The sequence below is a fragment of the Nocardia sp. NPDC055165 genome (genome assembly GCF_053606985.1).
Genome location: NZ_JBSGSS010000014.1, coordinates 195,162 through 218,005, shown reverse-complemented (window position 1 = coordinate 218,005; position 22,844 = coordinate 195,162). Strand labels below are relative to the sequence as shown.

Sequence of the window (22,844 nt, the reverse complement as noted above, 5' to 3'; positions counted from 1 at the left end):
ACCGATTCCGTGCCGGGTGACGCTCAGAAGCTGAACGACCCCGTGTCGACCCCGCCGCCACCGCCGCCACCGTCGGTCGGCACCTCGGCCACGGTCACCGTCGCGGTGCTCGACGAACCCGCCACTCCGCTGCGCCCGGAGAAGGCCGCGCCGATGCTGTAGGCACCCGGGGCGCCCGGCGTCCAGACGATGCTCGCCTTGCCGTTCGCGCCGACCGGGATGTCGCCGAGCACGTTGTCGCCCGCCTTGAACTGGATCGTGCCGCCCGCCGCGGCCGGGGTCACGCTCGCTTCCAGCGTGACGGCCTTGCCGACCTGCGCACCCGACACCGCGGTGATGGCGGTGCTGGACACGGCGTCGCCCGACACTGTGATGGCCGGTCCCTTGGCCTGGTAGATGCCGTCGCCGAGAGACCCGCCGTAGTGCATCGAGGTCGGCAGCGGGGTGTCGCGGGCGCAGTTCACGCCGACCTTGTACTGGATCTCGAAGGTCTGCGACTTCGGCGAGATATTCGGGTACACCGGGTATTTGGTGATGCCGAACTCGGCGCGGATCCAGTCCGACGACGACGTGTCGATCGAGACCGCGTCACCCGACATCTTCGCCGAGCCCGCGACCGGCGTCAGGCACGCCGGGTGCAGGTCCTTGATCGAGTAGATGTATTCCACCGGGATGCCGGTGCGTTCGAACTTCGTGGTCACGGTGACCGTGTCGCCGACCACCGGGTTGGTGTTCGATACCGTTCGGGTGAAATGGCTGTTGCCGTCATCCCAGGTGATCGATCCCGGAGCGGCTACGGCCGAGCCGGGAAACGCCGTCATCGCCAGCCCCGCCGCGGCGGCGAAAACGGCCGCGCGCTGCACTCTTCTGTCCACCATCATCTGTCTCCAACTACGTGCCGGACGCCCTCGACGTCGTCGAGGCGCTGATACGCCCGAGTGGCGAGCAGTAGATCACGCCATGGTCCCCGGCGGATCCAAATCCGAAATAGATCTCGTTCAGATTTCGAATTCGACTCGCGTTCGCTCGCGTTCACAACCACGACACTGTCCGCCGGTACCGTCATCCCCATGAAGCCACCGGCGATCGGTTACCTGCGCCGCGACATCTCGGGTGTCGCCCAGTCCTGGGACGAAACGCAGATCCGTTCCCTAGCCGAACGCCTGGGCTACCGCTTCACCAAGACCGTCGTCTTCAGTGACCGCACCGCCGACCCGATCGGCCGCCTGCTCGACGTGGTCACCACCACCGAAGCCGCCGCGATCGTCACCCCCAGCCTCACCCACCTCGGCTCCGACCTCCCCCACCGCATCGTCGCCGCCTGCGACATCATCACCGTCACCCCCGAGATCACCCACACGAGAACCCTCCCCGCCCTCCCTGCCTGAGCCGGCGAGGCGCCCAGCGAACTCGCTGGGCCCCGAGGCTATTTCGCGGACGCGGAGTGAATACGGCTCCCGGAACACGACTATCGGGGTGTCGTGCGGGAAAATGAGGGGGTGACCACCGAGAACGAGCGTCCTGGACCGCCGGCTATGAGCCCGAGCATTTTGGTGATCACGATGTCGCGGCGGGTGGAGGCGGCGTTGGGGGCCGAGTTGGGGGCGCTGGATTTGACGGTGGCTCGGCTGGGGTTGCTCGGGCATATCAATGGGGTGCCCGGGGCCTCGTTCAGCGAGTTGGCGCGGATGTCGGGGACGAGCGTGCAGAGTGTGCACGCCGCGGTAAAGGGGCTGGTGGGGGCGGGATTGGTGCAGGATCGGACGGCGCGGGCGGGGTCGGCGTCGGCGATCGAGCTGACGGAGGCGGGCGCGGAGCTGCTCGCGCAGGCGCGTCAAGCGGTGGCGCGGGTGGACACCCAGCTGTTCGGGGCAGAATCGGATCCGATTCTGCGGCGGGTCGGAGCAGCGATCGTCGACGCGTTCGCCGGGACGATTCCCCCTCGACCCGAGGCGTGACGAATCCGACCTTCAATGTGGCTGAAACTCGAGCTAGGCTTCAAGCACATTGAAGGTCGGAGGGAGTCGGTAGTTGGAACACGTCTTGTTGTCCGTGCATGTGCTCGCGGGCATCGTCTTCGTCGGCGGCTCAGCGGTCGCCACCAGTCTTTTTCCCCGGTACGCGCCGGTCGCGGGCGCGCCCGATCCGGAATCGGTGCGCAGCAGGCCGGTCGCGGCCGCCATGCACCGGATCACCGGGAACTACGCGAAACTCGCCATCATCGTGCCGGTGATCGGCATCGTGCTGGCCACGATCCAGGGCCGGATGAACGAAATCTGGATCACCACCGCGATGGTGACGACCGCGGTGGCAGGCGGGCTGCTCGCCGTGCAGATCGTTCCGATGCAGCGCGAAGCCCTCGACCAGCCCGACGACGGCAAGCGCCTGCGGGTGCTGTCGATGCTCGCGGGCATCTACAACCTGCTGTGGACGGCCGTGGTCGTTCTCATGATCGTCCGTCCCGGATCCGCCGCGTGACCGAACAGGAGCTCCCCATGACCGACCAGGGTGTCACTTTCATCAATGTGATCGAGGTTTCCGCCGACGACATCGAGGGATTCGTCGCGCAGTGGCGCGAACGAGCCGCGCACATGCGCACCGCCCCCGGTTTCCGCGATGTCCGCCTGCACCGTGCCTTGCTGCCCGATTCGCGATTCCAGCTGGTGAACATCGCGCACTGGGACAGTGCCGAGGCCTGCGAGGCCGCCGGACTCAACCCGACGGTCGTCGCCTCGGTCGACCAGGCGCGTCAGGTCGCTCGCGCCAACCCCGCCCTGTACGAGGTGGTCGCCGAGTTCTCCTGAGCGACAAGCATTCACCATGCGCCGGAACCCCGCGACGGCCCTGCCGAGGCGGGTTCCGGCGCGGCCGAATCCTGCGAGCAGTGGATTCTCGACGTCAGTGCTTCGCGCCGATGGTGTGGAGAATTTCGTGGATGATCGGGTCGGTGAGCCGGTTGGTGACCGATCGGCCTTCGCGACTCGAGGTGACGCACCCCTCGTGCCGCAGCACGCGTAGCGCCTGGGAGATCGCATTCTCGTTGCGGCCGACCGCGGCGGCCAGTTCGCCGACGCTGATGCCCGGCGAGCGGTGCAGACACAGCAGGATTTCCAGGCGGCCGGGGTCCGACAGCAGGTCGAAGCGCTGCGCCCATTCCCTGATCTCGACGTCGCCGATCGCGCGACGGCCGAGTTCGACCGGCGACCCGTGCAGTGTGCGTGGCTCTCCCATGGCGGTGCCCAGCTTAATCGCCGAGTGGACAGGACGGCGCCGCCCGCGACTATTATCTGTTCATCTGTTCAGATAAACATGTAGGGATGATGGATGCGCACTCGGCCGCTGTTCGCTGTAGGAGCCGCGCTGGCGGTCGTGTTGACATCGTGCGGAGCGCCCGGCAGCGGGTCCATCGACTCGCTCGTGCTCGCCGACGCGTATGAGCTGGGCGGGTACAACCCCGTCGCCGGGTACGGCGCGGCCGGCGAGGCCAAGGTCTACGACGGATTGCTGCGCCTCACCGGCGGCACCGGCCTGCCCGGTTTCGAGCCCGCCCTGGCAACGGCATTGCCGACGCCCGACGCCGACGCGACTGTCTGGACGGCGCCGCTGCGCCCCGGCGTGCGGTTCAGTGACGGGTCGGCGTTCGACGCCGCCGACGTGGTGGCGACCTACCGGGCGATTCTGGATCCGGCGTCGGCCTCGGAGGTGCGGTCGTCGTTTTCGATGATCGACCGGGTCGACGCCGTCGATCCGCTGTCGGTGCGGTTCACCCTGCGTCATCCCTATGCCGCCTTCCCGACCAAGCTGCTGATCGGGATCGTGCCGTCGGAGTCCGTCTCGACACCGGGACCCGCGACCGAATCACCGCTCAATACCGCCCCGATCGGCACCGGCCCCTATCGGCTCACAACACTGGAGCCGACGAGAGCGGTGTTCGAAGCGAACGAAAGCTACTGGGGTGGTGTGCCTTCGGTCAAGCGGCTGACTGTGCTCTACGTGCCCGACGACAACACCCGCGCGCAGCGGATGGCCGCCGGTGAACTCGACGGAACGTCACTGCCGCCCCTGCTGGCCGCCACCTTCGAACAACGGATGTCGGTGCAGGCCAACACTTCCGCGGATTGGCGCGGTGTGTCGATGCCCGAGCGCGATCCGGTCGCCGGCGACCCGGCCGTCCGGCTGGCACTGAACTACGCGGTGGACCGGCAAGCGATGATCGACAACATCCTCGGCGGCTACGGTCGCCCGGCCTACACGCCTTTCGCCGAGGTCTACGGCGAATCCCACAACCCGGCGGTCGCTTTCGCCTTCGATCGCGCGCGTGCCGAGCAGATCCTCGACGGTGCGCGATGGCGGGCCGGCGCCGACGGCGTGCGCGCGAAAGACGGCGTGCGCGCGCGATTCACCGTGATGTACAACTCCACCGACACGTTGCGCCGTGACCTCGCACTGGCTTTCGCCTCCGATGCGCGGCGGGTGGGTATCGAGGTCGATCTCGAGGCGCTGTCCTGGGATCGGATCGAGCCGCGCATCGCACAGGCCGGGATTCTGCTCGGCGGCGGGAGCGAGCCCTACGATCCCGACACCCAGGCCTACAACACCCTGCACTCGCCGCTGCTCGACCCGAGTGCGGGTAGCCCGTACGACAATGCGAGCAGGCACGCGGATCCCGCGATCGACGCGCGACTCGACACCGCGCGGCGCAGTGTCGATCCCGTGGTGCGCGCCGCCGCGTACCGGGAGGTACAGAGCCGGTATGCCCAGGATCCGAGCCACGTCTTCCTGGTCCATCTCGATCACACCTATGTGGTGAAGGATTCTCCCTGGACGATGTCGGGACCGATTCTCGAGCCGCACGCGCACGGCGTCACCTGGGGACCATGGTGGTCGCTGCAGACCTGGACCCGCTGATGGGGCGCAGTCGCGTTCGCGGACGCGGCCTCCGGGCCATGGTCGGGTGGCGACTGGCGGCGTTGATTCCGGTGCTCGCCGCGGTGTCGGCCGCGCTCTTCGCCGCGGCGGCGGTGTCGCCGTTCGACCCGCTGGTCGGCTATCTCGGCGCCCGCTACGAGACGACGAGTGCGTCGGATCGGGCGATGCTCACCGATCAGCTCGGGCTGGACGCGTCGTGGTACCAGCTGTACGGACGCTGGATCGGCGACCTGTTCAGCGGCGACCTCGGCGTTTCCCGCGGGTTCGCCCAGCCGGTGAGTACCCTGCTCGCCCAACGGATTCCGTGGACAGTGCTGCTGGTCGTGATCGCGATGAGCGTGGCGATCGCCGTCGCGCTCGGCGCGGGCGTCTGGGCGGGCATGCATCGCGGTGGGGTGATCGATCGGCTGGTCACCACGTCGTGTGTGGTGATGCAGGGGCTACCGCCGTTCGTGGTGTCGCTGGCCTCGATCGGCGTGTTCGCGGTCGGACTCGGCTGGTTGCCGCCTGCCGGGCTCACCGACGCCGGGGCCGAGGCCGGGGTCGGTCAGGTGGCGCGACATCTCGTGATGCCCGCTGCCGCGTTGGCCGTCTCACAGGTGCCGTGGCTCCTGCTGGCCGTGCGGGAATCGGTGTCGGGCAATCGCGGTGAGGATTTCGTGGTCGGTGCCGCCACGCGCGGCATCGACCCCGCGACGATCACCCGCAAGCACATCCTGCCTGCCTCGCTGGCCCCGTTCGTGACGATCCTCGGCGCGCGACTGCCGGAGGTCGTGGTCGGGGCGGTGCTGGTGGAGGAGATCTTCTCGTGGCCGGGGATCGCCGGTGCGTTCGTGCAATCCGCGAAGGATCTGGACATGGCGCTGCTTGCCGTGCTGACTGTCGGCACGACCTGCGCGGTGATGCTCGGCTCGCTGCTCGCCGATGTCGCGGTGGTGCTGCTCGATCCGAGGGTGCGCGCCGATGGGTGAGCGGTATCGCCTGCGCGTTCGTGCACGCGACGTCCCGCGCGAAGCTGCCGAGGGGCGGCGCGGTGCCTGCTGGGCGTCAGCGGGCGGTGAGCGGCGGCTTTGTGTCGCGCTGGCGGTGCTGGCCGCGGTGGTGCTGTACGCGGTGACGGTGCCGTGGATCGGTGGGGTCGACGATCGGCTGACCGACTTCGCGAGCGCACGGCAGGCACCGTCCGGACAGTGGTGGTTCGGGACCGACTCGGCCGGGCGGTCGCTGTTCGTGCGAATCGCGGCGGCATTGCGGACCTCGCTGGTGGTCGCGGCGTGTGCGGCTGCGGTGTCGACGGTGATCGGGGTGCTGGTCGGTGCTGTCTCCGCGCTGGCCGGTGGGTGGGTGGATCGGGTGATCATGCGCTTCGCCGATACCGCGAACGCGCTGCCGCATCTGCTGCTCGGAATCGTGATCGTGGCGCTGTTCCGGGGAAACGCGCTGGCGGTGGTGTTGTCGATCGGACTCACGCACTGGGTGCAGGTGGCGCGGATCGTGCGGGCGGAGAGCTTGAGTCTGCGCGAGCGCGAGTACGTGTCCGCGGCGGTGCTCGCAGGTGCGAGTCGCGCTCACCTGCTGGTCAGACATCTGCTGCCCGCCGTCGCCCCGCAGGCGTTGATCGCGGTGGTTCTGCTTCTCCCGCACGCGATTTGGCACGAGTCGACCTTGTCGTTCCTCGGGTTCGGACTGCCGCCGCACGAGCCGAGCCTGGGCACACTGCTGGAGGAAGCGCGCACGTCGCTGCTGCTGGGCGGGTGGTGGACGCTGGTCTTCCCCGCTGGATTCCTGGTGCTGACGACGGTGGCGGTCGCCGTCTCGGGATCGTCACTCCGCGGGTTGCTGGCCCCGCCGAAACCTGCACGGATGCCGCGATGAACCGAGCATGGCAAGACCCGCCGATCCCGGGATGCCATGGCCGACGTCGCGCTGCGGCGACCGCCGAGGAGGCCACATGAACAGCGCGAGATCGCCCGAGTCAGGTACCTGCCTGTCCATCGACGCGCTGACCGTCCGCATTCCGGTGAGCCGCGGTGGCGTGGTGCACGCGGTGACCGAACTGTCTCTCGACATCGCGGCAGGCGCGATCACCGCGCTCGTCGGCGAATCCGGTTGCGGGAAGTCGATTGTCGCGAGTGCCGTGATGGGTGTGCTACCACGCGAAGCCATCACCACCGGGTCCGTTCGCCTGCAACTCGGTAGTGCGGACCCGGCCCCCGAACCGATCGACATCCTCGCCGCCCACCTGCCGTATCGCGGCCGTCACATCGCCCTGGTCCCCCAGTCGCCGAGCACCTACTTCTCCCCCGTACGGACCGTCGGATCTCAACTCGCGGAGGCGATCACCGCGCTCGGCACCGCACACACCCCCGCCGACCTCGTCGAGCGCGCCGAGCTCTCCGTCGCCGCGCTCGATCTGTATCCGCACGAGCTCTCGGGCGGCATGGCCCAGCGGGCAGCCGTAGCGGCCGCCTTGGCGGGTGACCCCGAGGTGATCATCGCCGACGAACCCACTTCCGGACTCGATCGCACACGCACCGACCAGATCGGAAAACTGTTGCGTGAGTGCGCCGATGACGGTGCGGCGGTCCTGCTGATCACGCACGATCTCGGGCACCTGATCCGCGCGGGCATCGCCGACACTGTCGCGGTGATGTACGCGTCGCGCCTGATGGAGGTCGGCCCCGGGGCGCACGTGCTCGACGATCCGTGGCACGACTACACGCGCGACCTGCTCGCCGCCCTGCCCGAACACGGCCTGCACCCGCTCCCCCATCCCCCGCGAGCGCTGACGAACCTGTCCGAGATCTGCCCTTACGCGGGTGGCCCGACGCACTTGGTTCCCCAACTGCCGCGCATGATTCGCCGACCGAGGTCCTGATGCTGATCGCCGACTCCATCACCGCGGGCTACAGCTCGGAATCCGTCATCCGCGGGGTCGACCTGCGGATCGCTCCGGGCGAGATCGTCGGAATCACCGGCGACTCGGGATCGGGGAAAACCACGCTGGCGCGAACCATGGCCGGGCTACTGACGCCCACCTCCGGCACTGTCACCGTCGACGGGCAGGCACCCCGCCGGGCCCGCGGCGCCATCGCCATGGTCTTTCAATCCCCCCGTGCCGCGACCAATCCCCACTTCACTCTCGCCCGGATCATCGCCGAGCCCGCCCGCATCCGCGGCGCCACGGTCCCCGATCTCACCGCGCTGGCCACCGCTGTCGGTCTCACCCCCGACCTGCTCGACCGCCGCCCCCACGCCCTCAGCGACGGCCAGCTCCAACGCGCCTGCCTGGCCCGCGCCCTCGCCCAGAACCCCCGCTACCTCATCCTCGACGAAGCCACCGCCATGCTCGACGCGGCCACCACCGCCACCATCATCCGGCTGGTCATGACGCGCGCCGACGACAACCTCGGCGTCCTGCTGATCAGCCACGACGAGCCCCTCCTCGCGGCCGCCTGCACCCGCATCGCCACGATGCACGACGGCACCCTCGGCCCGCGGCAGGCATCTCCGCAATAACCGCACGATTACCTCAGGCTGCGCACAGGAACCCGTTTTAGCGTGAGCCCCTGTGACATTCACGCAACCGAATCCAGTCAGCGCGTGCCGCAGCCTCAGCGGATGGGCCCGCACCGCACCGACCGTCGCCGAAGTGCTGCGCACCCCCGACATCGCGGTGATCGCCGAACGGGTGCGGACCGCGGGACCGCGCGGGGTGATCGCGCGCGGGCTCGGGCGTAGTTACGGGGATCCGGCGCAGAACGCGGGCGGACTGGTGGTCGACATGACCGCGCTGGACCGCATCCACAGCATCGATCCCGACAGCGGGATCGTCGAGGTCGACGCGGGCATCAGCCTGGACACGCTCATGCGGGCGGCGCTGCCGTTCGGGCTGTGGGTCCCGGTGCTGCCGGGTACCCGGCAGGTGACGGTCGGTGGGGCGATCGGCGCGGATATCCATGGTAAGAACCATCATTCGCAGGGCAGCTTCGGCAATCACGTGGTGTCGATGGATCTGCTGACCGCCGACGGAACGGTACGTACCTTGACCCCGGAGGGGCCCGACTCGGCACTGTTCTGGGCGACGGTCGGCGGGATGGGGCTCACCGGCATCATCATCGGCGCGCGAGTTCGGTTGAAGCACACCGAGACCGCGTATTTCCTCGTCGACAACGACCGCACACGCGATCTCGACGAGACGATGGAATTGCTGACCGGCGGTTCCGATGACGGGTACGACTACTCGATGGCGGTGCCGGACACCATTTCCACCGGGGCGAAACTCGGGCGGGCCGGATTCAGCCGGGGCTCGCTGGCCACGGTCGATCAGTTGCCGTCGAGACTGCGTAGCAAACCCTTGAATTTCGATGCCCCACAATTGTTCACAGTGCCCGATATCTTTCCGAACGGGATGGTCAATTCGGTGACCACCCGGATTGCCGCCGAGGCCGCTCATCGCCTGTTTCCCCGGCGGTCGCGAGGGCGCATCCAGAATCTGACGCAGTTCTATCACCCGCTCGACCTGCTCGGCGAATGGAATCGGGCGTACGGCAAGCGCGGGTTCTTGCAGTATCAGTTCTCGATGCCGTTCGGGGCCGAGCAGCAGCTGGCCGACGCGGTGCGCACCATCGCCGAATCAGGGCACCACTCGTTCCTCAACGTCTTCAAGCGCATGGGGGCGAGCAATCCGGCGCCGCTGTCGTGGCCGCATCCCGGATACATGCTGAGCTTGGATTTCGCGCTCTCCAGCGGGCTCGACCGATTCTGCGCCGACCTCGACGAGCGGGTGCGGGCGGCGGGTGGACGGCTGTACCTAGCGAAGGAATCACGGACCACCCCCGAGATGATCGCGACGATGTATCCACGGCTCGGCGAATGGCGCCGGGTCAGGGACCGGGTCGACCCCGAACGGGTATTCGCCTCCGACCTCGCACGACGGTTGCGGCTGGTGACAGGACTTCGACATTGATGTGTTTCAGATCACGGCCGGTAAATTGCGAGCGAAAGCTGTTCACAGTTAATCGAATTCACCGGCAATGACGCACGTCACTGTCCGTTTTGAACTCTTAAGACTTTTTAAGTTACATTTCAGCAACAAACAGTTGGACACTTGATCATGGGTGCTCGATCGAGGGCCTGCGCTCCCCAGGGAGCATCGCCATTGAGGGAAAGACTGCATTCATGAACATCAGCAAGGTTGCCGCAACCTCCGCACTCGTCATCGCCGCGCTCGGCGTTGCCACCGGCACGTCGCACGCCGCTCCGGCGCCTGCTCCCGCGCCCGTCGCGGCCTTCCTCGACGGCGTGAACCAGGGTGTGAACCAGGTGCTGCCCGGCATCAACTGGAAGACCGGCATCGAGGGCGACGCGGTCGTCGTCGAGACCGACGCGGGCTCGCTCACCACCGAGAACAACCAGTTCCAGGTGCGCGACAACCAGGGCAACATCGTCGCCGCCCTGCCGCTGGCCTACACGCTCGACGACCTCGAGTACCCGATCGACGCCGCCGTCGACGGCACCCGCGCCACCCTGACCCCGCGCACCGACGTGGCCTCGGCCCGCCCGTCGACCCTGCTGAAGGACGTCGTCCGGCAGGACGCCTTCGACGACGCCGTCAGCGCCGCGGCCACCCAGTTCGGCATCATCACCGCCATCGGCACTCTCGTCGGCACCCTCACCGGTGGCCTCGCGGGCTGCGCCATCGGCGGCGTCGGCGGCCTGGTTCTCGGCGTCCCGGTCCTCGCCCTCGGCGGCGCCACCGGCCTCGCGGGTTGCCTCGCCGGTGCCGCCGTCGGCATCCCGCTGGGTGCGGCCGCGGGCCTGGTGCTGACCGGCGTCCCCGCCGCGATCGCCATCGGCATCGGCTTCAGCAACCGGATCAACGCGCCGGAAAACCAGTAGTCGTCGCCGGAAAGGCCCCGTCCACCCGGACGGGGTCTTTCGTGCTGTTCAGCGCGCGAGGCGGATGCGCAGCGCCTCGTAGGTGGGGATGAAAACCTTTCTGCGGTAGCGGCGTTCGACGATCTCCCACGGGCGGCCGGCTGCGGTCAGGGCTTCGAGAAGCGCGGTGAGTTCGGAGTGGACGAGCTGGGCGCCGAGGCAGAGGTGGCGGCCGCCGCCGAACCAGAGCTGGCGGGTTTCGGGGTTGTAGTCCCGGTCGACGCGGAACTCGCCCGCGGCGTTGTTGATGGTCCAGGTGAGGATCTTGACGTGTTCGCCGGCGCGCAGGTCGCGGTCGGCGATGCGGACGTCCGCGGTGACCGAGCGGCCGACGAGGTAGGCCGGGCTCGTAACGCGCAGGGTCTCGCGGACCGCGTCGGGAAGGCGATCAGGAGCGGCGAGCAGGGCGCGGTGCTGGTCGGTGTCGTGCATGATCGCGATCATTCTGGTCATGGCGCTGGCGAGCGTGTCGGTGCCCGCGACGGCCATCAGGATCGCCAGGCCGCCCGCGTGCTCGACGTCGAGGCCCAGTTCGCGACAGCGGCCGAGGGTGGTGTCGGGATCGGCGCGGGCGTACGCGTCGGGAACGTTGACGGCGAGCTGGGTGGCCAGCTCCCGCGCGCGGGCCAGCGCCACCGGGTCGAGCGTGGTCGAGGCCATCGTGCCGAAACCCAGGTTGACCAGTTCTTCGACGTGATGGAACAGGCGCAGGAACAGCGCGTCCTGATCGTCGGTGTAGTCGCCGCCGATGGCCGCGGCGATGTCTTCGGGGCGCATGCCGACCAGGTCGGAGACGCTGCGCCCGACCAGGATCTGCGCGCGGGCGGCGATGTCGACGGTCTCCCCCGCCGCCAGGCGTTCGCGCAGGTCACGCAGGTCGGGGCCGATCACGCGCTCGACCAGAGCATCGGTGTGGCTCAGGGTGAACAGGTCGCGCACCTTGGTCCGCAGGTCGGTATGGCCGGGACCCTCGAACAGATCCTCGACCCAGTCGCCGATGACCTGCGCCCACCAGTGCCCGGCCGCGCCCTCGGACACGATGCTGAAATGGGTGCTGTCGTTGTAGATCTGGCGGGCCACCAGCGGATCGGCGACGAACCAGCCGAGTTCGGGCACCTTGCGGATGGGCCGCGCGAACCGTCCCAGCAGCAATAATCCAGGCAACCAGGGTTGACCAGCGGCGAGTAGGGTTAGTTCATGGCGTCGGGCGGAGCTCCACACCCCGGCAGAATCTAATCGAGCACGCCCGATTAGTGAAGGTCTGTGGCTAGGATCGACGAGATGCGCTGGTGGTGATCTGTGCATCACGCGATATCTGGAAGTGAACAAGCATGGTGAGTTCGACAATCGAAGCCGTCGGCGCGTATCTGCCGGCCAGAGAAGTGACCACGGCGGAGTTGCTGGCGCAGCTGGCCGTCGACGCGCCGCTGGATCTGGAGAAGGTCAGCGGAGTCAGGGCGCGCAGGGTACGCGGCGAATCCGAGGACTCCTTCACCATCGCCTCGGCCGCCGCCCGCAGCGCACTGGGCAATTCGCGCTACGACGCCGCCGATCTGGATGTGATCATCTCCTGCTCGATCACCCGGACCCGGGGCGAGGACTTCTGTCTGGAACCGTCGTTCGCTCTGATGCTGCGCACCGCACTCGGGGCGAACAGGGCGATCCATTTCGACGTGTCCAACGCGTGTGCCGGGATGATGACCGGAGTTCTCCTGCTGGACAGGATGATTCGATCCGGTGCGGTGCGTCGCGGCATGGTGGTGTCCGGGGAGTGCATCACGCCCATCGCCGACACCGCGGTGCGGGAGATCTCGCAGAAGTACGACCCGCAGTTCGCCTCGCTCACCGTCGGCGACGCCGGGGCGGCCGTGCTGCTCGACGGCACCGACGGGCCAGGGCTCGACTACGTGGAGCTCAACACCAGCGCCGCGTTCGCGAAGCTGTGCTTGGGGATGCCCAGTGACCAGGGGCCGGGAGTCGCGCTCTACACCGACAACCGGGCGATGCACAACGAGTCCCGGTACCTGCTGTGGACCTCGCGGCAGCTGGAGTTCCTGGCCGCCCGCGGTTCCAGCTTCGCCGAGGAGGGTTACGACTACCTGATCCATCACCAGTTCAGCGGCCCCGCTGTGGAATTGATCAACAAGATCGCCGAGCGCGAATTCGACGCGGCGATGCCGCCGGGACTCGCGGTGCTGGACCGATACGGCAATACCGCGTCGACCTCGCATTTCGTGGTGTTGCACGACGCGTTGCGGCAGAGACTGATCGAGCCGGGGTCGAAAGTACTGCTGGTACCGGCGGCTTCCGGGGTGGTCGCCGGATTCTTGTCGGTGACAATCGGCGATCTGCGGGTATAGGACAGTATGGGAATCATCATTTCTTCGGCAGTGACGCGCAGCGGCGGAGTCAGCTCGGTAGGACAGGCGGCAAGCGCCGCGCGCGACGCCTTAGCGGGAGCCGGTTGTCCGCCGGAGCAGGTCGACGCACTGATCAATGTGGGGGTCTATCGCGATGCGAACCTGGTGGAACCGGCGGTCGCGGCGCTGATCCAGCAGGCCGCGGGGATCGGGCTGGACTATCGGCGCGGTGACGTGCCGTGCTTGTCGTTCGATCTGATGAACGGTGCCTGCGGGGTGGTGAACGCGGTCGGGGTGGCCGCATCGCTGCTGGCAGATCTGCCCACGGGACATGTCGTCGTCGTGTCGGGCGACGCGCATCCGTCGGGCCGGGCCGATGTGGAGTTCGCGTTCGAGCCGGTAGGGGCGGCTCTCGTGCTCGAGAATTCCGCCGAAGCGGCGGGTTTCGGCGGAGTCCATGTGAGTGCCGGCGACGTACTGCCCGACCCGCAGGGCTACGTGAAGCTGTCCGCGATGGGAGCCGAGGGCCGTTCCTCGCTGACGGTGGAATTGCTCACCGGGACAGCGGAACTCGTCGAGCACGCCGCTATCGCGGCGCGAGAGGCGTTGGCGGCGGACGGTATCGACGCCGGACAGGTGGTGCTGCTGTGCGGTAAGCCGACGGCGGACTTCGCCGGCGAACTGGCGGCCCAGCTCGGCGTGGGCGCGGTGGTGACCGACGACTTCGCCGCCGACGCACACACTTCCGCGTTGACCGCCGCGTTCGTGGCGGCTCGTGACGCGGGACTGGCCGAACGACCGTTGCTGTTCGTCGCCGCCGACGGTGGACCCACCGCGGCGGCAGTGACCTATCGAGGGGTTGGTGTGCGGTGACACGGTCTCTGCATGTTGTTCCGGATCCGGTGAGTGCGCCGCGACATGGTCGCCATCGCGCGGCGGCCGATACTTCGGTCGCGGTGCCCAGCCCGGGAGCGGTGCTGGCGCTGCGGTCGATTCCGGTGATCGGCTGGATATTCCTGATCGCCGGTGTGGTGCGGCCGTTCCGGGCCCGGTGGCTGCGGGTGGCCTTCTGGATCGATGTGGTGCTGAGCGTCGGGGTGCACGCCGCGCAGATTCCAGCAGCCCGGAAAGTGGCCGCTGAACGGGGGATCTCGGGTCGTCGTGCGGCCGTGATGACCATGCTGCTCGGGGCTACCTGGTGGAAGACGCTGGGCGAGGGCGAACAGTGACCGAGGCGGCACCGTCCGGCCGCGGCTTCGCGAGATCGTCGACGGGATAACGTGGCGCGATGACAGTGCTGGTGACTGGCGCGAGCGGGTTCGTCGGCGGCGCGATCGTGCGCGGGCTGGTGGCGCGCGGAGTGCCGGTTCGGGCGATGGTTCGCGATCCGGCCTCGGCACCGGAGGGTGTCGAGGTGGCGGTGGCCGATCTCGCCGACGCGGGTGCGCTGGCGGCGGCGGTGGCCGGAGTGCGCGCAGTGGTGCACGCGGCGGCCCTGCTCGGTGAATTCGGCAGGCCCGCCGAGTTTTTCGCGGTGAACGTGGCCGGGACCGATCGGCTGATGCAGGAAGCCGCGGCGGCCGGAGTACGGCGGTTCGTGTTCATCGGGAGTCCGAGTGCGTTGATGGCGCCCGACGGCGGGGATCAGGTGGGGATCGATGAGACCGTGCCCTACCCGGCGCGATTTCTGAACAGCTATTGCGAGACCAAGGCCGTCGCCGAGCAATTGGTGCTGGCCTCCGATACACCGGAGTTCACGACGTGTTCGTTGCGGCCGCGCGCGGTGTGGGGGCCCGGCGACCGGCACGGGCCGATCGTGCAGATTCTGGCGAAGTTGCGGGCGGGGCGGTTGCCGGATCTGTCCGGCGGGCGCGATGTTCGGGCTTCGCTGTGCTACATCGACCACCTCGTCGACGCCGCCGCTCTCGCGCTGACAGCCGAGAAGATCGGTGGGCGTGCGTATTTCATCGCCGACGCGGAGCCGGTGCCGGTATGGGCGACCTTGGACGCGGTGGCCGCACGGTTCTCGTTGGCCGGACCGAGCGTGACAGTACCCGCGACGGTGCTCGGCGGGGCCTTGGCGGCGATCGAAACACTGTGGCGGATACCGGCGGTCGCGCAGCGGTGGACTCCCCCGCTCTCGCGGTACGCGGTCGCGCTCGTCACCCGGTCGGCGACCTATGACATCTCGCGCGCCGCCCGTGAACTGGGCTATCGACCGGAGGTGCCGTTCACGACCGGCCTCGACGACTTCCACCGCTGGGTCGACCAGGTCGGCGGGCTGGACCGGCTGCTGGAGGACGCGTGAGTGATCTGTGGGTGGTGATTCCCGCCTTCGACGAGGAACGTGGCATCGGCAGCACCCTGAATGCCATCGCGGCGCAGCAGGACACGGATTTCACGGTGGTCGTTGTCGACAACAACTCCACCGACCGCACCGTCGAGGTGGTGCGGGCCTTCGCCGCCGCCCATCCACTGCCGCGCATCGTGGTGATCGACGAGCAGCAGAAGGGCACCGGCGCCGCCGCCGATACCGGGATGCGCTACGCGATTTCCCGTGGCGCCACCTACCTCGCGCGCACCGACGCCGACTGCCTGCCCGCCCCCGACTGGACCCGGCGGATCAAGGCCGGGTTCGGCTCCGGGCTGCGATTGGTCAGCGGTCAGCTGATTCCGCGCACCGATGAAGGCGTTTCCTGGATCGACCGCACGATCATTCGGGTGGCACTGGAAGTGGCGTCGACGTTCGGCAAGGTGCGCTCGGGCAACCGGGATCCGAAGTATCTCGGACCCTATGTGATGACACCGGGGTGCAATATGGCCATCACCGCCGAATTGTATGTTGCCGCAGGTGGATTCCCGCGCACCGCGATCGAGGATCTCCACGAGGACCGGGCGCTGGTCAACGCGGTGCGCACGATCACCACCGACTATGGTTTGCGCCGGGACGTGCGGGTGCACGGCTCGAATCGGCGAGTGCGCGCCTGGGGTATTCGCAAGACGCTGGCCTGGTACGCCGATCATCGGTATCGGCCCGACGTGGTCGATATTCGGTGACCGCGGCCGGGCCGATCGGCAGTGGAGGGGAACATCGGTGACCGACTTTCTCGCACGGCTTGCCGCGCAAGCCGCACGGATTCCGGACGCGTCGGCGCTCGGCACGGTCGGCAAGCGCGCGCTCACCTACCGGGAGCTGGTGGAGTCCGTCGGCCGGGTGGCACACAACCTCGGCGAGGCGGGGTTCGCGCCGGGCGATCGAATGCTGTTCTCGATCCGGCCGAGTGTCTCGTCGGTGCTGGTGATCTTCGGGGTGATCGCAGCGGGCGGGACGATCGTGTTCGTCGACCCCGGCGTCGGGCCGGAGCTCTTCGCCAAGCGAGTCGGCCTGGTTGAACCAGCTTGGGCCGCAACAGAATCGCTGCTGTACGCGGTGAGTGGCCCACTCGCCGGGTTCGGGCGCAAGAAGGGGCTGGAACTGCCGCGGTTCGGCGCGCTCGATGTTCGCCATATCCACAGCGGAGTGTGGTTGCCCGGTACGCCGTTCGGGTCGATTCCGTTGCGGCGGTTCACCGGTGACGCACGCGAGACCGCCCTGCCCGCCGCGGATCCCGACGCGGCGGCGTTGATCGTCTTCACCTCCGGAACGACGGACGACCCGAAAGCCGTGGTGCACACGCGTGCTTCGCTGAGCGCGGGACTCGCCGCGATGGGCGGAAAGACCAGCCTCGCGCCGGGCGCCTTCCTGCACACCGAGCAGCTCATGATGGGACTGCCCGCGTTGATGGCGGGGGCGCGGTGGGCGATGCCGCGGTATCCACGGTTCGGGACGCACATCGATCCTGTCCGATTCACGCGAAATCTGCGGAGCGCTACGCATACGTTCTACACCCCGGCCGATCTCGCTGTCGCGCTCGACGCGATCGAAGCCGGCGACCTCGAGCCGCCGCCGAATCTGCGTCAAGTGGCCCTCGGCGGCGCGCCGGTCACCTCCGCACTCCTGTGCCGGGCACGGAAATCGTTGCCCGACACCGAGTTTCTCGCGATCTATGGGATGACGGAGATCCTGCCGGTGGCGATCGCGACCGGCACCGCCAAGCTCGCGCACGACGGGGATCTGCTCGGCGCTCCGGTGCGTGGTGTGCAGGCGCGGATCGCCGACGACGGGGAACTCGTGCTGTCGGGCCCGAACCTGTGCCGCGGGTATCTCGGCGCGGAGCCGCTGACCGAGATCGCGACCGGGGACCTCGCACGGTGGGACGGAACGGAACTCGTCCTCACCGGACGCAAGAAAGACATGATGATCCGGGGGAAGACCAATATCTACCCGGGGTTGTACGAGCCGGTGATCACCGCGATCGACGGGGTGCGCGAGGCGATCATGGTCGGCCTGCCGGACGAGATCGGCGATGAGCGGATCGTGCTCGCCATTGTCGCCGAACCGGGCGCAGACGACATCGCGGCCCTGCTTCGCGAACGACTGCCGCAGGTCATCGACACCACCGCCGTCCCCGACGACATCGTGGTGGTGGATCGGATTCCGGTCAGCGGGCGGACGAACAAACCGGATCGCGCGGTGCTACGGGAGCTTGTGGGCAAGCTGCTCGCCTGAGTGCGGGCCGCCCGCTGGACTCGGTGCTGCCGGTCGGCTCAACGGGTCACCGAGCGGAGCGTGCGGTCGGCGAGGGATTCGATGGTGGCCCGAGGGAGCATGGTGTCGACGTAGCAGAAGGTGATCGACATCGTGGTGCCGAGAGTGGCCACCGCGACCGTCAGCGCACTGGCGCAGGAGTTCGTCCCGGCGACCGTCAGCGCCGTGATATCCAGCGGCTCAGGGGTTTCGGGCGGTGCGAGTCTGCCCAGATTGCTGAGAGTGACGTTCCACGGAGCCCGGCGGTCGATGAGTTCGATGGTGCGCCTGCCGGATTCGAGCGAGCGGGGGCAGCCGTAGCGGATGGCGGCCAGGGCGGTGAGGTCGGTGTTCTTCGCCAGCCGCTGGTGCAGTTGGGTTTTCGCCGCGCGAGCCGCGTCCCACAGGGAATGGCCAGGGCCGTAGGGGACGAAAGTGGGGACGACCGCGGTGAACATGCCGGGCTCGTCGTCGGCCGGGGGCGGGTTCAAGCGGGAGCGGACGTCGACCGGAATGCCGATGCCCGCGACGCCGGAGGGCCGGGGGGCGAGTTCACCGAGGGCGTTGGCCAAGGCGGCGGTCAGCGCGGCGTTGACGGTGACGTCGTGCTGGTGGCAGCGGGTCCGGAGCTCGGTGAGGGTGTCGCCCTCGACGGTGCGGATCACGGTGCGGGTGCGGCGGATCGGAAGTGGTGGCGCGATGCCGGGCAGGCTGGTCGGGCGGCGCGCCATCGCGGTGAGCTGACCGGTGAGGTTGGTGCGCAGGCAGCGCAGCAGGCGCGTGTGTGCGGGAGGGATGAGGTCGTCGGGAGCCGGAATCGGCGGACGCGCGGCGCCGGGGAGGGGAGATCCGAAGGCGTAAGCGAGGATTCGCCACCCCAGCGACGTCATCGAGCGGCCGTCGAGCAGCACATGCGACAGCACCAGGATCAGGTCGTGGTGTTCCTCGGAAGTGCCAGGGCGCCACACCAGATCGATGAGGCGCCCAGGTGCGGTCGCGAGGTCGACGGGCTCGGCCAGCTGTTCGTCGAAGACCGTGCGCCACTCGTCGGGGTCGTCGACCATGCGGTGCAGGACCGGTAGATGCGGGTCGGCGGACGGGGCGAAACGCGGGCCGTCGACAACGGTTGTCCGCAGTAGCGGAAATTCCGCGACCAGCGCGTCCGCGGCCTCTTCCAAGCGGTAAGCGCCGATCGGGCCGCGCACCCGCAATCGGACCACGCAATTCGCCGGCGACAACTGATCGACGAGCCAGAACCACCGCTCCGACGCCGACAGCGGGCGCATCACCTCGCCCAACACGGCCTCCGCTGTATCGACACACCGCGAGCGTACCGACGCCCGCCCGAAACTCAGCACTTTCACATGGCGTTACTACATGCGTATTATGGACTTATGGGTTTCGAGTGGCCTGATTGGGCGATCGCTCACCTGATCGGCATCGAACCCAGCGAGGTTCGGCAGGTCCTCGCAGCGTCACGACGGTGGCCACGCCCGGCCTTCGACGGCCAGGTGACCGTCCTGACGGTGTGGGGGCGCACCACAGCCGGCCGCCCGTTGATCGTGGTGATGCGGCAACGGGAGGACTGGACGTGGGTGATCATCGGCGCACGCACGATGCGCGCCGAGGAACTGGCGCAATTCGAGCAGTGGGAAAGTGAGACCCGATCATGAGCGAGCCAGGACTTCCGTCCAGCAAAGAAGAACTCGCCGACTTCATGGATCGGCTGAGTTTCTCCGACGAGCCCACCGATGCCCCACCACGTCTTCCCGTCAACGAAGACATCATGGTGACCACGTCGATCCGGCTCCCCCTCGGTCTGCACAGCCGGCTGAAATCCCTCGCCGACGAACGTCGGGTAGGAGTCTCCACCCTCCTGCGCGAATGGGCTGAGGCAGCCGTCGCCGATATCGACGACGAAGACCAGATGATCTCCCTGGCCGAAGCCAAACGCGCCCTCTCCCGAGTCCACCCCATCCACCGAGCGAGCTGACGCGAGGACCGACCGGTAGACGGAAATACGACTGAAGCCCCCGCCGAAAGCGGGGGCTTCAGTCGTCTCGATCAGCTGGCTCGCCTCAGCGGCGGCGCTTGCCCTTGGAGTCGGTGCGGGCGGCTTCGCGGCGTTCGCGGCGGGTGCCGCCCTGCTGATGACCGCCGTATTCCTGTGCGTCGGAATGGGATTCGGCGTGGCCGTCCTCGGCGGGGCCCGAGTAGTTCATGGCTCGGGGAGCCTGGTCGCTGATTCCCTTGGCACGCAGAGCAGGCGGGGCCTGGGTCTCCGCGGGGGTGTCCTGCGGGCGGGCACCGACCGGGGAGCGCAGACCCTTGTCGACCGAGACGCCTTCGGGCTGGGGCTGCTGGACCTCCACCTGGAGGTTGAAGAGGAAGCCGACCGACTCCTCCTTCAGGCCTTCCAGCATGGCGGCGAACATGTCGAAGCCCTCGCGCTGGTACTCGACCAGCGGATCGCGCTGGGCCATGGCGCGCAGGCCGATGCCCTCCTTGAGGTAATCCATCTCGTAGAGGTGTTCGCGCCACTTGCGGTCGAGGACCGAGAGCAGAACCTGACGTTCCAGGTTGCGCATCGCGCCTTCGCCCGCGAGGCCGTCGATCTCCTGCTCGCGCTTCTCGTAGGCGGTGTGCGCGTCGTCGAGGAGCGTTTCGCGAAGCTCGTCGCGGGTGAGTTCGCCGGCGTCGCCGGTGGCGGTCTCGCCGGTGAGTTCCTTGTGATCCAGGCTCACCGGGTACAGCGTCTTGAGGGCGGTCCAGAGCTTGTCCAGATCCCAGTCCTCGACGTAACCCTCGGCGGTGGCGCCGTCGACATAGGCGGTGGTCACGTCGGTGATCATGTTCTGAACCTGACCCTCCATGTCCTCGCCGCGCAGGATCTGGTTGCGCTCGCCGTAGATGACGGTGCGCTGCTGGTTCATCACCTCATCGTACTTCAGCACGTTCTTGCGGATCTCGAAGTTCTGCTGCTCGACCTGGGTCTGGGCGCTCTTGATGGCCTTGGAGACCATCTTCGCCTCGATCGGGACATCGTCGGGCAGGTTCAGGCGGGTCATGATCGACTCGAGCGCGGCGCCGTTGAAGCGGCGCATCAGCTCGTCACCCAGCGAGAGGTAGAAGCGGGACTCGCCCGGGTCGCCCTGACGGCCCGAACGTCCACGCAGCTGGTTGTCGATACGACGCGACTCGTGGCGCTCGGTGCCGAGCACGTAGAGACCGCCGGCCTCGCGAACCGTCTCGGCGTCGTCCTCGGTCTGCTTCTTGACCTGGTCGAGGGCGGAGTGCCAGGCGGCCTCGTACTCGTCGGGGGTGTTCACCGGATCGAGGCCCTGCTTGCGCAGCAGGATGTCGGCGATGATGTCGGCGTTGCCGCCGAGCACGATGTCGGTACCACGACCGGCCATGTTGGTGGCCACGGTGACCGCGCCGGGGCGACCGGCCTCGGCGATGATCTGGGCTTCCTGCTCGTGGAACTTCGCGTTCAGCACCGAGTGCGCCACACCACGCTTGGTGAACTGCTTGGACAGGTACTCCGAGCGCTCGACGCTGGTGGTACCGATCAGGACCGGCTGACCCTTCTCGTGCCGCTCGGTCACGTCGTCGACCACCGCGGCGAACTTGGCCTCTTCCGACTTGTAGATCAGGTCGGCCTGGTCCTTGCGGACCATCGGCTTGTTCGTCGGGATCGGGACCACGCCGAGGTTGTAGATCGAGTGCAGCTCGGCGGCCTCGGTCTCGGCGGTACCGGTCATGCCCGACAACCTGCTGTAGAGGCGGAAGTAGTTCTGCAGGGTGATCGTGGCCAGGGTCTGGTTCTCCGGCTGGATCTCGACCTTCTCCTTGGCCTCGATCGCCTGGTGCATGCCCTCGTTGTAGCGGCGGCCGACCAGGATACGGCCGGTGAACTCGTCGACGATGATCACTTCGCCGTCGCGGACGATGTAGTCCTTGTCGCGCTGGTAGAGCTCCTTGGCCTTGATGGCGTTGTTCAGGTAGCTCACCAGCGGCGAGTTCGCGGCCTCGTAGAGGTTGTCGATGCCGAGCTGATCCTCGACGAACTCCACGCCCTGCTCGTGCACGCCGATGGTGCGCTTCTTGATGTCCACTTCGTAGTGGACATCCTTCTTCAGCAGCGGCGCGATGCGCGCGAATTCGGCGTACCACTTCGACGACGCGTCGGCCGGGCCCGAGATGATCAGCGGGGTGCGGGCCTCGTCGATGAGAATCGAGTCGACCTCGTCGACCACGGCGAAGTTGTGACCACGCTGGACGAGATCGTCCAGGGAGTGGGTCATGTTGTCGCGCAGGTAATCGAAGCCGAACTCGTTGTTCGTGCCATAGGTGATGTCGGCGGCGTAGGCCACGCGACGCTCGGCGGGAGTCATACCGCCCAGGATCACGCCGACCTCGAAGCCGAGGAAGCGGTGCACACGGCCCATCCACTCGGAGTCGCGCTTGGCGAGGTAGTCGTTGACCGTGACCACGTGCACGCCGTCGCCGGAGATGGCGTTCAGGTACGCGGGGAGCACACAGGTGAGCGTCTTGCCCTCACCGGTCTTCATCTCCGAGATATTGCCGAGGTGCAGCGAGGCGCCGCCCATGATCTGGACCTTGTAGTGCTTCTGGTTCAGCACTCGCCACGACGCCTCACGTGCCACGGCGAAGGCCTCGAGCAGCAGGTCGTCGAGGGTTTCCCCGTCGGCGTAGCGCTGACGGAACTCGTCGGTCTTGGCACGCAGCTCGTCGTCGGTCAACGCTTCGATCTCGTCGCCGTACGCGATGACCTCATCGGCGAGGTTCGAGAGCCGCTTGACCATGCGACCTTCACCAATCCGTAGCAACCTCGTCAGTGTCAGCGCAGGCACGGGTCTCGTCAGTCCTCTGGTCGGAGTTGTGTTCAACGGCGATGGTAGTCCGCAGACCACCGTACCCGGCGGCGCGGACCCGTGCCCGGCGTACCGGCGCAGTCATTACCC

At 67.9% G+C, this 22,844-nt stretch carries 24 protein-coding genes; 19 read left to right on the top strand and 5 right to left on the bottom strand.

Annotation, left to right across the window (positions count from 1 at the left end; genetic code table 11):
- Positions 1-23: 23 nt before the first annotated feature.
- Positions 24-881, bottom strand: a complete 858-nt coding sequence (locus tag ACWFRF_RS26535; protein WP_452452784.1) for an Ig-like domain-containing protein — start codon at positions 879-881, stop codon at positions 24-26.
- A 189-nt stretch (positions 882-1,070) separates the two neighbouring features.
- On the opposite strand from ACWFRF_RS26535, the gene ACWFRF_RS26530 reads away from it, so the two are divergent.
- The 4 genes from ACWFRF_RS26530 to ACWFRF_RS26515 all read left to right on the top strand — a co-directional run bounded on the left by ACWFRF_RS26530 (position 1,071) and on the right by ACWFRF_RS26515 (position 2,804).
- The gene (locus tag ACWFRF_RS26530; RefSeq protein ID WP_101466068.1) at positions 1,071-1,388 is read left to right on the top strand and encodes a hypothetical protein; all 318 of its coding nucleotides are present in this window, start codon (positions 1,071-1,073) and stop codon (positions 1,386-1,388) included.
- Between the two features lie 147 nt (positions 1,389-1,535).
- Complete coding sequence (locus ACWFRF_RS26525) at positions 1,536-1,958, top strand: MarR family winged helix-turn-helix transcriptional regulator (RefSeq protein WP_452452782.1); 423 nt, start codon at positions 1,536-1,538, stop codon at positions 1,956-1,958.
- Positions 1,959-2,031: 73 nt separating this feature from the next.
- A complete protein-coding gene (locus ACWFRF_RS26520) occupies positions 2,032-2,478 on the top strand; it encodes a hypothetical protein (RefSeq protein ID WP_378993549.1) in 447 nt (148 codons plus the stop codon).
- 17 nt (positions 2,479-2,495) lie between these two features.
- Positions 2,496-2,804: an antibiotic biosynthesis monooxygenase family protein gene (locus ACWFRF_RS26515; RefSeq protein WP_378993548.1), complete on the top strand. Its 309-nt coding sequence runs from the start codon at positions 2,496-2,498 to the stop codon at positions 2,802-2,804.
- A 94-nt stretch (positions 2,805-2,898) separates the two neighbouring features.
- Here the strand turns inward: ACWFRF_RS26515 and ACWFRF_RS26510 are convergent, their stop codons facing one another.
- Entirely contained in the window at positions 2,899-3,231 is a 333-nt protein-coding gene (locus ACWFRF_RS26510; protein ID WP_378632642.1) for an ArsR/SmtB family transcription factor, read from the bottom strand.
- A 93-nt stretch (positions 3,232-3,324) separates the two neighbouring features.
- Here ACWFRF_RS26510 and ACWFRF_RS26505 point away from each other — a divergent pair, with 93 nt between their 5' ends.
- From ACWFRF_RS26505 to ACWFRF_RS26475, 7 genes are all read left to right on the top strand, one after another.
- The gene (locus ACWFRF_RS26505; RefSeq protein ID WP_452452779.1) at positions 3,325-4,908 is read left to right on the top strand and encodes an ABC transporter substrate-binding protein; all 1,584 of its coding nucleotides are present in this window, start codon (positions 3,325-3,327) and stop codon (positions 4,906-4,908) included.
- Positions 4,878-5,900, top strand: a complete 1,023-nt coding sequence (locus tag ACWFRF_RS26500; RefSeq protein ID WP_452452777.1) for an ABC transporter permease — start codon at positions 4,878-4,880, stop codon at positions 5,898-5,900. The genes ACWFRF_RS26505 and ACWFRF_RS26500 overlap by 31 nt, the downstream gene beginning before the upstream one ends.
- The gene (locus tag ACWFRF_RS26495; protein ID WP_378993545.1) at positions 5,893-6,804 is read left to right on the top strand and encodes an ABC transporter permease; all 912 of its coding nucleotides are present in this window, start codon (positions 5,893-5,895) and stop codon (positions 6,802-6,804) included. Before ACWFRF_RS26500 ends, ACWFRF_RS26495 begins: the two co-directional genes overlap by 8 nt.
- A gap of 76 nt (positions 6,805-6,880) precedes the next feature.
- Positions 6,881-7,807, top strand: a complete 927-nt coding sequence (locus tag ACWFRF_RS26490) for an ATP-binding cassette domain-containing protein (protein WP_452452775.1) — start codon at positions 6,881-6,883, stop codon at positions 7,805-7,807.
- Complete coding sequence (locus tag ACWFRF_RS26485; RefSeq protein WP_452452773.1) at positions 7,807-8,448, top strand: ABC transporter ATP-binding protein; 642 nt, start codon at positions 7,807-7,809, stop codon at positions 8,446-8,448. Before ACWFRF_RS26490 ends, ACWFRF_RS26485 begins: the two co-directional genes overlap by 1 nt.
- A 52-nt stretch (positions 8,449-8,500) precedes the next feature.
- Positions 8,501-9,898: an FAD-binding protein gene (locus ACWFRF_RS26480; RefSeq protein ID WP_452452772.1), complete on the top strand. Its 1,398-nt coding sequence runs from the start codon at positions 8,501-8,503 to the stop codon at positions 9,896-9,898.
- A gap of 212 nt (positions 9,899-10,110) precedes the next feature.
- On the top strand, positions 10,111-10,830 hold the full coding sequence (locus ACWFRF_RS26475; protein ID WP_378993541.1) for a hypothetical protein: 720 nt from the start codon (positions 10,111-10,113) through the stop codon (positions 10,828-10,830).
- Between the two features lie 48 nt (positions 10,831-10,878).
- Here ACWFRF_RS26475 and ACWFRF_RS26470 read toward each other — a convergent pair whose 3' ends face one another.
- The gene (locus tag ACWFRF_RS26470) at positions 10,879-12,021 is read right to left on the bottom strand and encodes a cytochrome P450 (RefSeq protein ID WP_452452770.1); all 1,143 of its coding nucleotides are present in this window, start codon (positions 12,019-12,021) and stop codon (positions 10,879-10,881) included.
- A gap of 179 nt (positions 12,022-12,200) precedes the next feature.
- Between ACWFRF_RS26470 and ACWFRF_RS26465 the strand changes: the two genes are divergently transcribed.
- The 6 genes from ACWFRF_RS26465 to ACWFRF_RS26440 are packed head-to-tail and all read left to right on the top strand — an operon-like array spanning position 12,201 to position 17,838.
- Positions 12,201-13,229 carry a 3-oxoacyl-ACP synthase III family protein gene (locus tag ACWFRF_RS26465; RefSeq protein ID WP_452452768.1) on the top strand — a complete coding sequence of 343 codons (1,029 nt, stop codon included), beginning with the start codon at positions 12,201-12,203 and terminating at the stop codon, positions 13,227-13,229.
- A 6-nt stretch (positions 13,230-13,235) separates the two neighbouring features.
- Positions 13,236-14,102, top strand: a complete 867-nt coding sequence (locus tag ACWFRF_RS26460) for a hypothetical protein (protein ID WP_387447559.1) — start codon at positions 13,236-13,238, stop codon at positions 14,100-14,102.
- Complete coding sequence (locus ACWFRF_RS26455) at positions 14,099-14,458, top strand: hypothetical protein (protein ID WP_379312726.1); 360 nt, start codon at positions 14,099-14,101, stop codon at positions 14,456-14,458. The genes ACWFRF_RS26460 and ACWFRF_RS26455 overlap by 4 nt, the downstream gene beginning before the upstream one ends.
- A 59-nt stretch (positions 14,459-14,517) precedes the next feature.
- Complete coding sequence (locus tag ACWFRF_RS26450; RefSeq protein WP_452452766.1) at positions 14,518-15,537, top strand: NAD-dependent epimerase/dehydratase family protein; 1,020 nt, start codon at positions 14,518-14,520, stop codon at positions 15,535-15,537.
- The gene (locus tag ACWFRF_RS26445) at positions 15,534-16,286 is read left to right on the top strand and encodes a glycosyltransferase family 2 protein (protein WP_378993535.1); all 753 of its coding nucleotides are present in this window, start codon (positions 15,534-15,536) and stop codon (positions 16,284-16,286) included. The genes ACWFRF_RS26450 and ACWFRF_RS26445 overlap by 4 nt, the downstream gene beginning before the upstream one ends.
- A gap of 37 nt (positions 16,287-16,323) precedes the next feature.
- Entirely contained in the window at positions 16,324-17,838 is a 1,515-nt protein-coding gene (locus ACWFRF_RS26440; RefSeq protein ID WP_452452764.1) for a class I adenylate-forming enzyme family protein, read from the top strand.
- A gap of 38 nt (positions 17,839-17,876) precedes the next feature.
- On the opposite strand, the gene ACWFRF_RS26435 is transcribed toward ACWFRF_RS26440, so the two are convergent.
- The gene (locus ACWFRF_RS26435) at positions 17,877-19,157 is read right to left on the bottom strand and encodes a phthiocerol/phthiodiolone dimycocerosyl transferase family protein (protein ID WP_452452762.1); all 1,281 of its coding nucleotides are present in this window, start codon (positions 19,155-19,157) and stop codon (positions 17,877-17,879) included.
- Positions 19,158-19,250: 93 nt separating this feature from the next.
- On the opposite strand from ACWFRF_RS26435, the gene ACWFRF_RS26430 reads away from it, so the two are divergent.
- Together ACWFRF_RS26430 and ACWFRF_RS26425 are read left to right on the top strand one after the other, a co-directional pair.
- A complete protein-coding gene (locus ACWFRF_RS26430) occupies positions 19,251-19,529 on the top strand; it encodes a hypothetical protein (RefSeq protein ID WP_056813016.1) in 279 nt (92 codons plus the stop codon).
- Positions 19,526-19,849 (top strand): hypothetical protein, encoded by a 324-nt coding sequence (locus ACWFRF_RS26425; protein ID WP_378632602.1) that lies wholly within the window; start codon positions 19,526-19,528, stop codon positions 19,847-19,849. Before ACWFRF_RS26430 ends, ACWFRF_RS26425 begins: the two co-directional genes overlap by 4 nt.
- 85 nt (positions 19,850-19,934) lie before the next feature.
- Here the strand turns inward: ACWFRF_RS26425 and secA are convergent, their stop codons facing one another.
- On the bottom strand, positions 19,935-22,733 hold the full coding sequence (secA, locus tag ACWFRF_RS26420; protein ID WP_378993532.1) for a preprotein translocase subunit SecA: 2,799 nt from the start codon (positions 22,731-22,733) through the stop codon (positions 19,935-19,937).
- Positions 22,734-22,844: the final 111 nt, after the last annotated feature.

What these genes read in the sequence shown, in the direction of transcription:
- ACWFRF_RS26535 (WP_452452784.1), bottom strand. Translation starts at nt 881, where the DNA reads ATGATGGTGGACAGAAGAGTGCAGCGCGCGGCCGTTTTCGCCGCCGCG.
- ACWFRF_RS26530 (WP_101466068.1), top strand. Translation starts at nt 1,071, where the DNA reads ATGAAGCCACCGGCGATCGGTTACCTGCGCCGCGACATCTCGGGTGTC.
- ACWFRF_RS26525 (WP_452452782.1), top strand. Translation starts at nt 1,536, where the DNA reads ATGAGCCCGAGCATTTTGGTGATCACGATGTCGCGGCGGGTGGAGGCG.
- ACWFRF_RS26515 (WP_378993548.1), top strand. Translation starts at nt 2,496, where the DNA reads ATGACCGACCAGGGTGTCACTTTCATCAATGTGATCGAGGTTTCCGCC.
- ACWFRF_RS26510 (WP_378632642.1), bottom strand. Translation starts at nt 3,231, where the DNA reads ATGGGAGAGCCACGCACACTGCACGGGTCGCCGGTCGAACTCGGCCGT.
- ACWFRF_RS26505 (WP_452452779.1), top strand. Translation starts at nt 3,325, where the DNA reads ATGCGCACTCGGCCGCTGTTCGCTGTAGGAGCCGCGCTGGCGGTCGTG.
- ACWFRF_RS26500 (WP_452452777.1), top strand. Translation starts at nt 4,878, where the DNA reads ATGGTGGTCGCTGCAGACCTGGACCCGCTGATGGGGCGCAGTCGCGTT.
- ACWFRF_RS26495 (WP_378993545.1), top strand. Translation starts at nt 5,893, where the DNA reads ATGGGTGAGCGGTATCGCCTGCGCGTTCGTGCACGCGACGTCCCGCGC.
- ACWFRF_RS26490 (WP_452452775.1), top strand. Translation starts at nt 6,881, where the DNA reads ATGAACAGCGCGAGATCGCCCGAGTCAGGTACCTGCCTGTCCATCGAC.
- ACWFRF_RS26485 (WP_452452773.1), top strand. Translation starts at nt 7,807, where the DNA reads ATGCTGATCGCCGACTCCATCACCGCGGGCTACAGCTCGGAATCCGTC.
- ACWFRF_RS26475 (WP_378993541.1), top strand. Translation starts at nt 10,111, where the DNA reads ATGAACATCAGCAAGGTTGCCGCAACCTCCGCACTCGTCATCGCCGCG.
- ACWFRF_RS26465 (WP_452452768.1), top strand. Translation starts at nt 12,201, where the DNA reads ATGGTGAGTTCGACAATCGAAGCCGTCGGCGCGTATCTGCCGGCCAGA.
- ACWFRF_RS26460 (WP_387447559.1), top strand. Translation starts at nt 13,236, where the DNA reads ATGGGAATCATCATTTCTTCGGCAGTGACGCGCAGCGGCGGAGTCAGC.
- ACWFRF_RS26450 (WP_452452766.1), top strand. Translation starts at nt 14,518, where the DNA reads ATGACAGTGCTGGTGACTGGCGCGAGCGGGTTCGTCGGCGGCGCGATC.
- ACWFRF_RS26430 (WP_056813016.1), top strand. Translation starts at nt 19,251, where the DNA reads ATGGGTTTCGAGTGGCCTGATTGGGCGATCGCTCACCTGATCGGCATC.
- ACWFRF_RS26425 (WP_378632602.1), top strand. Translation starts at nt 19,526, where the DNA reads ATGAGCGAGCCAGGACTTCCGTCCAGCAAAGAAGAACTCGCCGACTTC.